At 69.8% G+C, this 12,976-nt stretch carries 10 protein-coding genes; 5 read left to right on the forward strand and 5 right to left on the reverse strand.

Annotated features, from left to right (window positions below; all coding sequences use genetic code 11):
• Window positions 1-17: 17 nt before the first annotated feature.
• From AC6CCG_RS02095 to AC6CCG_RS02110, 4 genes are read right to left on the reverse strand one after another with little or no spacing between them, the layout of a single operon-like run.
• Complete coding sequence (locus tag AC6CCG_RS02095) at window positions 18-845, reverse strand: carbohydrate ABC transporter permease (RefSeq protein WP_496652788.1); 828 nt, start codon at window positions 843-845, stop codon at window positions 18-20.
• Complete coding sequence (locus AC6CCG_RS02100) at window positions 842-1,789, reverse strand: carbohydrate ABC transporter permease (RefSeq protein ID WP_496652789.1); 948 nt, start codon at window positions 1,787-1,789, stop codon at window positions 842-844. Before AC6CCG_RS02100 ends, AC6CCG_RS02095 begins: the two co-directional genes overlap by 4 nt.
• Window positions 1,790-1,796: 7 nt before the next feature.
• A complete protein-coding gene (locus AC6CCG_RS02105; RefSeq protein WP_496652790.1) occupies window positions 1,797-3,080 on the reverse strand; it encodes an extracellular solute-binding protein in 1,284 nt (427 codons plus the stop codon).
• 17 nt (window positions 3,081-3,097) lie between these two features.
• Window positions 3,098-4,564 carry a hypothetical protein gene (locus AC6CCG_RS02110; RefSeq protein WP_496652791.1) on the reverse strand — a complete coding sequence of 489 codons (1,467 nt, stop codon included), beginning with the start codon at window positions 4,562-4,564 and terminating at the stop codon, window positions 3,098-3,100.
• A 186-nt stretch (window positions 4,565-4,750) separates the two neighbouring features.
• Here AC6CCG_RS02110 and AC6CCG_RS02115 point away from each other — a divergent pair, with 186 nt between their 5' ends.
• Both AC6CCG_RS02115 and AC6CCG_RS02120 read left to right on the forward strand, forming a co-directional pair.
• A complete protein-coding gene (locus AC6CCG_RS02115; RefSeq protein ID WP_496652792.1) occupies window positions 4,751-6,769 on the forward strand; it encodes an alpha-amylase family protein in 2,019 nt (672 codons plus the stop codon).
• Window positions 6,762-7,703: an NAD(P)-dependent oxidoreductase gene (locus AC6CCG_RS02120; protein ID WP_496652793.1), complete on the forward strand. Its 942-nt coding sequence runs from the start codon at window positions 6,762-6,764 to the stop codon at window positions 7,701-7,703. The genes AC6CCG_RS02115 and AC6CCG_RS02120 overlap by 8 nt, the downstream gene beginning before the upstream one ends.
• Here the strand turns inward: AC6CCG_RS02120 and AC6CCG_RS02125 are convergent.
• Entirely contained in the window at window positions 7,634-10,714 is a 3,081-nt protein-coding gene (locus AC6CCG_RS02125) for a discoidin domain-containing protein (RefSeq protein WP_496652794.1), read from the reverse strand. The genes AC6CCG_RS02120 and AC6CCG_RS02125 overlap by 70 nt on opposite strands.
• A gap of 69 nt (window positions 10,715-10,783) precedes the next feature.
• Here AC6CCG_RS02125 and AC6CCG_RS02130 point away from each other — a divergent pair, with 69 nt between their 5' ends.
• The 3 genes from AC6CCG_RS02130 to AC6CCG_RS02140 all read left to right on the forward strand — a co-directional run bounded on the left by AC6CCG_RS02130 (window position 10,784) and on the right by AC6CCG_RS02140 (window position 12,976).
• Window positions 10,784-11,650, forward strand: coding sequence for an exodeoxyribonuclease III (locus tag AC6CCG_RS02130; protein WP_496652795.1), 867 nt, complete (start codon window positions 10,784-10,786; stop codon window positions 11,648-11,650).
• Between the two features lie 9 nt (window positions 11,651-11,659).
• Window positions 11,660-12,619 carry a non-homologous end-joining DNA ligase gene (gene ligD / locus AC6CCG_RS02135; protein WP_496652796.1) on the forward strand — a complete coding sequence of 320 codons (960 nt, stop codon included), beginning with the start codon at window positions 11,660-11,662 and terminating at the stop codon, window positions 12,617-12,619.
• Between the two features lie 63 nt (window positions 12,620-12,682).
• Window positions 12,683-12,976, forward strand: coding sequence for a putative quinol monooxygenase (locus tag AC6CCG_RS02140; RefSeq protein WP_496652797.1), 294 nt, complete (start codon window positions 12,683-12,685; stop codon window positions 12,974-12,976).

Consider the following 12,976-nt stretch of genomic DNA (forward strand, 5'->3'; position numbering starts at 1 on the left):
CAGCCGCACGCCGCGGGTCACCGGTTGATGCCGGTCAGCGTGATGCCCTGGATGAACTGACGCTGCGCGATCAGGTAGACGATGATCACCGGCAGGACGGCGATCGTGGCGCCCGCCATCAGCAGGGTGATCTGGCTGAAGTACTCGTTCTGGAACTGGGCCAGCGCCACCGGCAACGTCTGCAGCTCGCGCGAGTTGATGTAGATCAACGGGCCGAACAGGTCGTTCCAGGAGTCCAGGAAGGTGAAGATCGCGATCGCGCCCAGCGCCGGTTTGGTCTCGGGCAGCAGGATCCGCCAGAACACGGTCCAGGAGCCGGCGCCGTCGACCCGGGCCGCGTCCTCCAGCTCCTGCGGCAGGCTGAGGAAGTACTGCCGCATCAGGAAGGTGGCGAACACCGGGGTGAAGACCCGCGGTGCCCACAGCGGCAGCTGGGTGTCCACCCAGCCGATCTCCTGGAAGATGATGTACTGCGGGATCAGGTACGCGATCCCGGGGATCATCGCCGTGGCCAGCAGCCCGATGAACAACAGGTCCCGGCCGGGGAACCGGAGCCGGCCGAACGCGAAGCCGGCCAGGGCGGAGACGGCCAGCACGCCGACCACGTTGATCACCGCCAGCTGCACGCTGTTCCAGAAGAACTGGGGGATCACCTCCAGCACCGCCGCGTAGTTGTCCCACTGCGGATCGGTCGGGAACAGGGTCGGCGGCGTGCTGAGGACCTGGCCCTCCTCCTTCAGCGAGGCGCCGATCATCCAGAGCAGCGGCAGCGCGAAGGCCAGCGCACAGACGATCATGAAGACGTAGAGCAGGACGTTCAGGGTGTGCCGGCTGACGTTTCTCATCCGTAGAACACCCACCTCTTCTGCAGCTTCCATTGCAGGTACGTGATCACGCCGAGAATCACGAACAGCACCCACGCCATCGCCGCCGCGTAGCCGAACCGGCCGAACGAGAACGCCACCTGGTAGAGGTAGTAGATGTAGACGCTGGTGCTGTGGCCCGGTCCGCCGGACGTCATGATGTAGATGACGCCGAAGACCTGGAACGACGTGATGAACTGGGTGATCAGCACGAAGAAGACGCTCGGCGTCATCAGTGGAATGGTGATCTTGAACAGCTGCTGCCGCTTGCTCGCCCCGTCGATGCTGGCCGACTCGTACAGATCGGCCGGGATGCCCTGCAGCCCGGCCAGGAAGATCACCATCGGGTAGCCGGTGCCCTGCCAGACCGAGACGATGATCACCGAGAGCAGCGCCAGCCGGGAGTCGGCGAGCCAGGCCGGTCCCTGGATGCCGACCACGCCGAGCAGCCCGTTCAGGGCACCGCCGTCCGGCTTGAAGATCCAGTACCAGATGTAGCCGATGGCCACCACGTTGGTGATGAACGGGGCGAAGTAGGCCGCCCGGAACCATGGGATACCGGGCACCCGGCGGTTGCACAGCAGGGCCAGCAGGAACGCCAGCACCGTGGTCGCCGGGATCGCGCCGAACGTGAACAGCAGCGTGTTGCGCAGCGTCTCCAGGTACAGCGGGTCGTTGGTGAACATCTCCTGGAAGTTCCGCAACCCGATGAAGCGCGGCGCGCTGAGCGCGTTCCAGTCGGCCAGCGACAGATACATCGAGACCATGATCGGGATCAGCTGGAACGCGACGATGCCCAGGATCACCGGGGCGATGTAGAGCAGTCCCTCGTAGCGCAGCCAGCGGCTCCCGCGGCGCCCTCGCCGGACGGGCGCGGATGCCGGGGTTCCGGGCGGGTGCACCCGTGCGCCGTTCAGGGTGGCCATGGTGGCACTAACCCTGCTGGGCCAGGGATTCGTCGACCCGGGCCTTGGCGCCGGCGAGCACGTCGGCCGCCTTGGCGTTGCAGTTGTAGACCTCGTCCAGCAGCGGCCGGTAGATCTGCCGCGCGCCCAGCGTGTTCTGGGTCTGGTTGGGCAGCGTCGAATGATCAACGGCCTCGACGAAGAGACCCACGTGGGCCGGCGGCTCGGCGAGCTTGGCCAGCGGCCGGTCGTCCATCGAGAGCCACATGTTGCCCTCGACGAAGAACGTGCCGCCCTCCTCGCTGGTGAGGAACTTGAGCAGTTCCCAGGCCGCGTCGGGATTCTCGGCCTTGGCCGGGATCGCGTACGTGACCACGCTGGACTCGGTGCGCTGGTCCTTCGGCCCGGCCGGCGGCGGCGCGACGTCGAACTCGAAGTCCTTCACGTTCTGCAGCAGGTACGGCAGCGTGCTGAACTGGCTGAAGAACATCGCCAGCTTGCCCTGGGTGAACAGCTGCAGGTCGGCGTTCGTACTCTGCAGGTCACCCCAGGCCGGCTGCACCTTCTGGGTGCAGGTCAGGTCGGTCGCCCACTGCAGTGCCTCGGCCGCCGCCGGTTCGGGCAGTGTGAAGCTCTTGCCGTCGGCCGAGAAGATGCCGGTCGGGCTGCCGTTGTTGATCGCCCAGGTCTGCTCGTAGCCGGTGTCCAGGTAGACCAGCGCCCCGAACCGCTCACCGGGAACCGTGAGCGCCTTCGCCGTGGTCAGGAAGTCGTCCCAGGTCCAGCCGTCGGCGGACCAGCTGGTCGGCGGCAGCGGTACGCCCGCTTCCTTGAACAGGTCGACGTTGTAGTAGAACAACCGCGGCGAGTGGGCGATCACCCAGGCGGTGTGCCGGCCGTCGGCCTGGACCGGGAAGTTGTACAGGTCTTCCGGGAAGTGCGAGACGTCCAGCTTGTCCCGCTCGATCAATGGCTTCAGGTCGAGCAGTGCGCCGGTGGCCGACATCCCGCGCACGTAGTCGTCGTTGATCTTGATCAGGTCCGGTGGCTTGCCGCCGGACAGTACGGTGCGGAACTTGGTGTCGTAGTCCGACGGCACCGGCTGCACCTCGACCGAGATGCCGCTGCTCTGTTGGAAGGCTTCGACCGCCTTGCCGAACGGGTCGTCCTTGATGTCGGAGTCGTTGAGGAAGGTCATCGACTTCGACCCGCCGCCACTGCCGCCGGGACTGCTGCAGCCGGCCAGCGCGGCGGCTGCCACACCGCCCGCGCCGAGAAGGGTCCGGCGACTGATCCGCGTCATTGCGTCCATGGGAGGTCCTTACTGGTTCAGGTCAGTTGGCGCACGGCATCGCCGGCGCCGGAGAGGTTGTCCAGCCGCATCTCGGAGTACTTGCGGCTCAGCACGACTCCGTCGGCCCCGCCGGCGAAGGCCGCCAGCACGGCGTCCCGGACGCTCTCCCGGGTGCACCGGGTGAGCTCCTGGCCGCTGCTGTCGTCGGCGTTGATGCCGGACGGTCCCTCGGAGCGGCGGCGCCGGTCCTCGGCCGCCGCGGGGACCTGGCCGACCGGGATGTCGATGTCGATCCCGGGCCAGATCTTGCAACCGTGCCGGACCCCGGCGACGGCCCGGGCGGTCTCGCGGCGGACGTACTCCGCGCTGAACCCGGTGCTCGGCAGCGCCGCGTACTCGCCCTCGTCCAGGTTGAGCAGGCGCAGCATCAGCGGGTACACCTGCTCCGGCTCGGCGTCGGCGAACAGGCTGGTGCAGAGGTTGGCGATCCAGCTGTGGAACCGCGGGCCGGCGCAGTTGTTGTATTCCACCACCTTGAGGAAGTCGGACAGCTCGCTGAGCTCGGCGTAGTCCTGGTCGGCCCGGTAGAACGGGCTGAACGAGATCTCGTGGTAGACGTGCCAGCCGACCTGCACCGAGGACCGGCAGGCCTTGGCGACGCCGTAGATGTCGCGGTAGAGCTGGCGCTGGCTCTGGGTCCACAACGACTGCCAGGCCAGGATTTCCGGGTACGTCAGCAGGGTGCGCCAGAACGTGACGAAGGCGCCGTCGGCCGGCCGCTCGTCGGAGTCGATCTTGTGATTCCACTCCAGCAGTGCCCGGTAGCCGGCCCGGGCCCGCTCCACGTCGATGCCGCGCTCCCGGCCGAGATCACGACAGTGCCGGCAGAAGCAGGTGACCAGCTCGGTCGGCGTGGTCCGCTGCAGCAGCAGGTTCAGGGGACCGGGCCGTTCGGAGCACCAGGCCAGCCCGTCGATCGGGTAGCTCTTGACGTAGTCCTCGACGATGCTCAGGTGCCAGTTCCGGTAGTCCGGGTTGTTGAAGCACGGCCGCCCGGCGGGCCGGCCCCAGACGTCGACCTCGAGGCACTGCGGGAAGTTCGGGTAGTCCCGCAACGCCTGGGCGTACGAGCTCTCCTCCATCCACGCGTAGCTCGCCATGCCGCGCGACCGTGCCTCCGGCAGTACGTCGTCGAACAGGTCGCCGTCGTAGTCGGGGGCCCGGCCGGAGGTGCCCAGAATCGTGTTCCGGTAGAACTCCGGGTGCACCGTGGCGTAGCTGCCGCCGACCCAGTCGTGGTCGTACTCCTGCGGACCATGATCAGGAAGAGGGTGGCCGGGCACCTGGCGGCCGCCGGTGCCGCGGGTCCAGGTCGGCGTCGCCAGGAACAGCGCGTTCACGGCGCCGCGCTCCTGGAGGATGTCGAGGACCGGTTTCACCCCCTCGTCTGCGAACGAGGCGGCGCCGATCTGGAGGGCGATGAGGGGATCCGGTGAGGTCATTCGTTGCTCCCGTTCTCGGAGGCGCTCGGGCGAGGATTTCCGTCATGCACTGCGCTCATTCCGATACCCGGAAGTGTCCCCTTCTCGATTTTGCATGTCAAGCATTCTGGTCTGACAAGAGTGCTGTTACTGTCGGGTCAGACGACGCAGCGGTACGAGGCCGTACGCAGGAATCGGGAGATCACGATGACCGGTGGCTCCGGGCAACGGGCCCGATGGTGGGAACGCCCCTTCGAGATGCTGCAGACCAACCTGCGCGAGATCGACGCCGGCCTCGACGTGGCGGCCAACCTCGCCGCGATCGCCGATCACGGCGCCGACACCTGGTTGATCAACACCGGCGGCATCTTGGCCAACTATCCGACCGAACTGCCGTTCCACACCCGGAACCCCTTTCTGGGCGAGCGTTCCAGTGGCGACCTGATCGGTGACGCGGTCGCCGCGGCGCATGATCGCGGGATGCGGCTGATGTCCCGGATGGACTTCTCCAAGATCGCCGGGCCGATCGCCGATGATCATCCGGACTGGTGCTTCCGGTCCCGGTCCGGTGAGCTGCAGCAGGTCGAGGGCCTGGTCAGCGTCTGCCCGTGCGGCGACTACTACCAGCACCGGACGTTCGACATCCTGGACGAGATCCTGGATCGCTACCCGGTGGACGGATTCTTCTTCAACTGGTTCGGCTTCAGCGAGGTGGACTATCACGGCGTCCGGCACGGCGTCTGCCACTGCGACGCCTGCCGCCGCCGGTTCGCCGCGGAGGAGTCCGGCGCGGAGTTGCCGGACGGGCCGGAGTCGCCGGACTTCGCTCGCTGGCGGGCCTTCTGTCGCCGGGTGCTGGACGACCTGACCGGGCGGATCCGTGATCACCTCGCGGCCCGGCGGCCGGACGCGCCGCTGATCCTCGGCTCCCGGTCCGACATCGTCTTCCACGAGGCGAACAACAAGATCGGCCGTGAGCTGTGGCCGTCGGCCACGGCGGAGGCGGTCAGTGCGGCCAAGACGGTCCGGCCGGGCAAGCCGGTGCTGGTCAACTCGACGGTGTTCGTCGACATGCCGTACCGGATGGCCGCGGAGGATCCGCACCACGTCGGCCAGTTCTTCGCCCAGGCGATCGCGCGGGGCGCCAACCCGTCGACGTACCTGATGGGGCCGGTGGGCGTGATCGACTACCCGGGCCTGGCCGCGGCGGGGCGGCTCACCCGGTTCCACCGGGACCACCGGGCGATCTACGAGGGACTCCGGCCGGCGGCGACGGTCGCGCTGGTCCGGCCGGATCCGCTGACCCAGCCGGAGTCGGCCCGGGACGAGTTCCGCGGTTGGTACGCGGCGCTGCAGGAGGGTCACGTCCCGTTCGACGTGCTCCCGGTCGAGCGGCTGGCCGAGGCGGCTTCGCTCGGTTCGCTCGATCGTTTCCGGGCCCTCGTGCTGCCGGACCTGGGGCCGTTGCCAGCCGAGGCGCTCACGGTACTGGACGCCTTCGCCGGCGCGATCGTCGCCAGCGGCTCCAGCACCGTGACCGCGGATCAAGATCAACTTCGGCGTGCGCCGGCGTTCCGAGTGCGGGGCCGGCACGTCGGGTTCACCGAGACCCGGTCCAGCTATGCCGGCGACGGCGAGCGGCTGGTGCCGATCTTCGGCGACCTGCTGGACCTGGAGCCGGCCGCCGAGACGGTGGCAACCTGGCACGTGCTGCCGCAGGCCTCGTTCGCCCCGCCGGAGAAGGCGTACGGCCACCGGGCGAGCCCGCTCGCGGCTGTGGTGGCGAATGCGGCCGGTGACGGGGTCCGGATCGCCTGGACGATCGGGCGGACCTATCGGGAGTTCGGCACCGGGAATCTGCGGGACCTGATGATCGAGATCGTGCGTGGGGTGGCGGGGCCGCAGCCGGTCGCCGACAGCGAGCTGCCCGAACAGGTCGAGGTGATCATCGGCGGCAACGGCAGCCGCACGGTGGTGCACCTGATCAACCTCGGCGGCGCCCGCCGCCGAGGCTTCGGCGCACCGCTGCCGGTGACCGGCGGAAGGCTCCGGCTGCCACTCGGTGCCGGGGCCGCCGCGACCTCGCTGACCACCGGCCGGACGCTGGCGACGGCCCCGGAACCGGACGCGCTGGTGGTCGAGCTGGCCGACCTGGAGCTCTTCGAGGTGATCGTGATCGACCCGGAATCGTCGAACGGGCAACGAAAGGCAGGCAGTCATGGCTGACAGAGTCGGTTTCGTCGGGCTCGGCATCATGGGCCGCGGGATGGCCGCGAACCTGGTCCGGGCCGGGACCGCGCTGACCGTCTACAACCGGACCGCCGAACGGACGGCGCCGCTGGTCGAGCTGGGTGCGGTGGCGGAGCAGACCCCGCGGGCGGTCGCCGAGAACAGTGACGTCGTGATCATCTGCGTCAGCGACACCGCCGATGTCGAGGAGGTCCTCTTCGGTCCCGACGGCGTGGCGGACGGGCTGGCGCCGGGTGGGCTGGTGATCGACACCAGCACGGTCAGCCCGACCGCGACCCGGCACTGGGCGGAGCGGCTGGCCGAGGGTGGCGTCGCCTTCATCGACGCCCCGCTCACCGGCGGCAGCGAGGGCGCCGAGCAGGGCACGTTGTCGATCATGGTCGGCGGTGCGGACGCCGACGTCGAGCGGGCGCTGCCGTACCTGCGGCAGGTGGGCAGCACGATCACCCACGTCGGGCCGATCGGGCACGGCCAGGTGACCAAGCTGGTCAACCAGATCCTGGTCGTGTCCAACATGCTCGGGGTGGCCGAGGCCCTGATGTTCGCCCGCGAGAGCGGCCTCGACCTGGCCAAGGTGATCGCCGCGGTCGAAGGCGGGGCAGGCGGTTCCTGGATGCTGTCGAAGCGGGCGCCGCAGGTGATCGACGACGACTGGCGGCCGGGCTTCCGGGTCGACCTGCAGCAGAAGGACCTGCGGCTGGTGCTCGAGGCCGCCGGCGAGCTGCGGGTGCCGATGCTCGCCACCAGCCTGATCTCCCAGCTGTACCAGCCGCTGCTGCGGGACGGCCGCGAGGGCGACGGCAACCACGCGCTCGCCGAGACGGTCGCCCGGCTGGCCGGTCAGACCACCTCGAGCTCGACCAGTCCGGCCGTGCCGGGTGACCAGTCCTTGATCAGCAGCGACACATAGCGCGCGGACTCGTGCGGCGCGAAAGGGCGCCAGGTGACGCCGTCGTCGGAGACCGCCTGCTCGAACGCGGGCACCTTGCCCTTCGTCCAGCGGGGTGTGATCGCGCCGAGCTCATGATCACCGCCGAGGTTGATCACGATCCGCCGTCCGGCGGCGCCCGGAGTCCAGGCCGTCCGCGGGTCGCCGTCGACGGCCCGGTCAGGATCGGACATCCCTTGCGGCAACGGCGATCCCGGATAGGTGGTTCTGCCCCGCGCGAGGTCGGCGGTCGGGGTCCGCAGTCCGTCGGCGAAGTCGATCACCCGCGTCTTCCCGGCCGGTACGTCGACGATGCGGGACTCTCCGGTCGCGGTCGAGGTGAGCTCGACCCGGGCGGTGCGGGAGCCCGGGTTGCGGAGCTCGGCCCGGCGCGAGTCGGCGACCGTGATCACCAGTCCCTCGGCCCGGTCGGAGCGAACCAGGAACCGGGCCGGCTCCACCGCGGCTGAGGCCGGGTCGAGCGCGACGCCGTAGTCGATGCCGGCGCCGGTGATCGTCTGGCTGCCCCGGTACGCCAGCCGGGTGCGACCGGACTGCGGCACCCGGAGCGTCGCCTCGACCGGCTCGCCGGACAGGTTGAACAGGGACAGCCGGTCGCCGTTCAGCGCGGCGCGGAGCGTGGCCGGGCCGCCGGACGGCTGCGGCTCGGCCGCCCGCTTCGCCGTCTCGGCCGGGCTCTGCGGGCCGTAGCCGCGGATGATCAACTGCGCCGCCTTCGCCGCCGGGCCGTGGGACAGGGCAAGATCGTTGCCGGCCACCGCGATCGGGCTCTCGGAGCCGCTCACCACGAACCCGGCCCGGCCGTCCAGGTTGACCCAGTCGCCGGCGACCTCGGTGAACTCCGGCACCTCGGCCACCGTGGTCCAGTTGCTGCCGTCGGTGGAGGCCTCGATCCGGTAGTTGAACGGCCAAGCGTCCTCCTGCCAGTTGATCATGACCCGGTCGACCGTCGTCGGCGCGCCGAGATCGACGGACCACCAGCCCTTCATGGTCGGCCGTTCCTGTTCGCTGTTGCCCCAGCGGGTCTTCGGGTCGCCGTCGACCGCCTTGTCCGGGGTCCGGTCGGCGTTGTAGCTGGTCGAAGCCGCGGCAGTCCTGCCGAGTGCCAGGTTGTCCGGGCCGCCGGGTCCGTACGCGCCGAACTCGTAGATCGAATAGCCCCACTGGGACTGCGCAGCGACGCCGACCATCCGCAGGAAGCGGGCCTCGGTGGCCGGGAAGTCGAGCGTCTCGGTGCCGCCGCGGCCGACGGTCGACGGCGGCAGGGTCACCGTGCCGTCCCGGCCGGTGAAGGTGCGGTCACCGTCCAGTCCGGGCATGCCGGGCATCCGCTGGTTGAACAGGCGCAGGTAGCCCTCGTCGTCGCCGGTTCCCGTGCTGGCGTAGGCGATCGAGCCGTCCGGCAGTGTGGTGAACCCGGCGTAGCGATCACCGCGGCGGACGACGGTGGCGGTCGCGTCGATCCCGTCCCTGATCTTGGTGTACGTCCGCGCGTCGGCCTGATCGACCGCGGCGACGGACGGCAGCAGCGACGGCGACGGCCCGATCAGGTTGATCAGGTAGTCGTCGTGGCCGGGCAGGTAGCCGAACTTCACGAAGCCCGGCCGCAGCGTGGGCAGCGCCAGCGCCGACTCGGTCCGGTGCGCCAGATAGCCGGGCCTGGTGCCGAAGTCCGTCACCCCGGCCGCCCGCCGGTCGTACTCGGCCTGGCTGAGCGGCTCGACGTCGCCGGCCAGCCGGTCCCGCCAGAAATGCAGCAGGTACGCGTAGCCGACCTCGGCCCGGGCCTCGGTCTCGTACTGCAGGCCGGTGGTCTTGATCAACCGGCCGGCCGGCTCGGCGGCCGCGTAGGGCACCAGGGCGTCGGCGATCATGCGCTCGGCCCGCGCCGCCAGCCGGTCGCCGTTGATCATGGCCCGGGCCGTCACCGGGAGCAGGCTGCGCCCGTACAGGTGGGCGCGGTCGCCGATCATGAACTCGGCCGGCACGCCCTGCCTGGTGCCGAGCCGGTGCAGCGTCGCCCACAGCTCGTCGGCGTTCGGCATGATCAACTGGCTCTGCGGGACCGGCCGGCCGGCGATCAGGTAGTGCGGCACGTTCCGGCCGGGGTAGGAGCCGATCGACTGCTGGTACATGCCGTTCCAGCTGCCGTGGTTCTCCGAGGTGTAGCTGTCGAAGACGTTCTGGGCGGTGTTCCACTCGGCGATCGGCCGGCCGTCGACCATGGTCGGGTTGGCCCGGTCGGCGACGGGCAGCCCGGACATGTTCAGGGTCCACCGGGTCAGCCACTCACGCCACTTCGGCGCCGCCGGGTCGTTCGGCAGGTAGGCGTCGGCGGCGGACAGGTTCATCGTCCGGGCGCCCATCTCCTCGAGCTTGGTGTCGGAGACGTAGCCGCCGGCCAGCCCGTTCGTGCTGCCGCCCTCCCGGGTCGGGTCGGGAGGGTTCGCGCCGACGTCGGCCAGGTAGTTCGCCTCGCCGCGAGTGATCACGTCGATGCCGTCCCGGGTCTGTTGATCAAGGTCGTGCCAGAGCAGCCGGGCGGCATCGACCAGGTAGGCCTCGGCGGTCGCGTCCCAGTAGATCTTGGCGCCCCAGCTGCCGCCGGCGGGGTCGACGAACCGGTTCCGGGCGGTCCAGTAGCTGATCGAGGAGACCGTACGGTCACGCAGGGTGGCCTCGTCGAGACCGGCGGCCGCCGCATCGTAGGTGCCGAACTCGAGCAGCACCGCGTTCCCGACCAGCCCCTCGACGCCGGAGTAGGCGCCCGCCTGCTCGTCCCAGAGCGTCTGCAGGAACGGGGTGTTGCGGAGCAGTAGTCCGTAGTAGAGCCTGGCGAGCTCGTCCTCGGACCCCGGAGTCTCGGCCCGGGCGTCCGGTGCGCGGGCGCCGAACCAGCCGGCGATCAGGGCCAGGGCGAGCAGGGCGCAGACGATCATGGAACGCGCTCGGTGCGGGCGAGCGGAGGGCATGGCGGTCCTCCCCGGACAGCGATGTCTTCAAGACGTTTGCACGGAGACGATACCGGCTACGGTGGGGGAGTGCGGATCGTCACCTGGAATGTGAACTCGGTCAAGCAGCGGCTGCCCCGGCTCCTGCCGTGGCTCGACGAGCGACAGCCGGACGTGGTCTGTCTGCAGGAGACCAAGCTCGCCGACGACGCCTTCCGGGCGCTGCTCGACACCGAGCTGGCCGACCGCGGCTACCAGGTCGCGGTGAACGGCGAGACCCAGTGGAACGGGGTCGCGATCCTGTCCCGGGTCGGCCTGGAGGACGTGGTGCTCGGCATCCCGGACGGGCCCGGCTTCCCGCACCAGGAGGCCCGGGCGATCGCCGCCACCTGCGACGGGGTACGGATCCACGGCGTCTACGTACCGAACGGGCGCGAGCCGGACTCCGATCATTACCGCTACAAGCTGGACTGGCTGGCCGCGCTGCGCCGGCAGGTGGAGAGCGGGCCGGCGGCGCGGATCGTCTGCGGCGACATGAACATCGCGCCGACCGATGCCGACGTGTTCGACCCGGACGCCTACGTCGGCCAGACCCACGTCACCGAACCGGAGCGGGCCGCGCTGGCCGACCTGCAGTCGATCGGGCTGCACGACGTGGTGCGGGACCGCTGGCCGGTCGAGCGGGTGTTCAGCTATTGGGACTACCGGGCCGGTATGTTCCACCAGGACCTCGGCATGCGGATCGACCTGGTGCTCGCCTCCGACCCGGTGGCGGAGCGGGTCAAGGCGGCCTGGATCGACCGGAAGGCGCGCAAGGGCACCGGGCCGAGTGATCATGCTCCGGTGATCGTTGATCTTGACACCGCGCCGGACGGCGACATCGGCCCGGTGGTACCGCCGCCGTCCGCTCCGGCGGCCCGGCGCGGGACCAAGAAACTTCCGCAGGCGAAGAAGTAGGGAGCGATCATGGCGGCGCAGGAGGAGCGGGACGGGGTCGGCCTGACCAATCTCGATCAGGAACTGTTCACCGGCGCCGAGGCGACCAAGCGGGACCTGATCGACTACCTCGACGCCGGCCGGGACCGGATCCTGCCCGGCCTGCGCGACCGGCCGCTGTCGGTGATCCGGGTCCGGCCGGGCCAGCAGCCGTTCATGCAGAAGAACGTGCCGAAGTACACGCCGGACTGGGTCGAGACCACCACCGTGTGGGCGGAGTCGTCGCACCGGGACGTCTCGTACGCGCTCTGCAACGACTGGCGCACCCTGCTCTGGTTCGGCAACCAGCGGGCGGTCGAGTACCACCCGACCTTGATCACGATGGCCGAGCCGGACCGGCAGACCCACCTGATCATGGACCTGGATCCGCCCGAGGGCGCCGGCTTCGACGTCGTGATCAAGACCGCCCACGTGGTCCGGCAGGCCCTGGACGAACTCGGCCTGACCGCCGCGCTGAAGACCAGCGGGTCGAAGGGCGTGCACATCATGGTGCCGCTGGACGGCTCCGCCTCGATCGAGGACGTCGCCGCGGCCACCCGGGCCGTCGCCGGCCGGGCCGAGAAGCTCGACCCGGACCTGGCCACGACCGCGTACATCAAGGAAGATCGCGGCGGCAAGGTGTTCCTCGACTCCACCCGAGCCGGCGGCGCCACCATCGTCGCGGCCTACAGCCCGCGGGTCCGGGCCGGCACCACCGTCTCCTTCCCGGTCCCCTGGGACGACCTCGACGGCGTCACTCCGGCGGACTTCACCGTGAAGTCGGTGCTCAAGATCACCGGGGATCCGTGGGCCGACCTGATGCCGGCCGCGCAGACGCTGCCCGCCGACCTGATCGCCGAGGGGCACGAGATTCCGGTGGCACGGGTGCAGGCGATGCACGAAGGGAAGCGGCGGAAGAGGGCTCGCGAGGCCGAGGGCGACGCGTCCTGATTCCATAGTCCTGGTGCACGGGAGTAGCCGCGGCACCGACAGCCGACACCAAGGGGAGATCACGTGCCGATCATCGCGATGCTCGACGTCCACTTCGCCGCCGACCACCTGGTCGACGGCCCGGCCAGGTTCACCGAGATCCTCGAGGACACCCGGAACTTCGCCGGCTGCCTGAACATCGATCTGCTCACCGACCTGGCCGACCCGGCCCACTACGTCGCCTACGAGCTCTGGGAGTCGATCGAGCACGATCTCGCCTACCGGGCCTGGCGGCAGGGTGACGGGGCGACGAACCTGCGCGACTTCCTGGACCGCGCTCCGGTCCTCACGAAGTTCGAGATCGCTGGGACGTCCTAG

This window comes from Microlunatus sp. YIM B11417 (assembly GCF_059617205.1).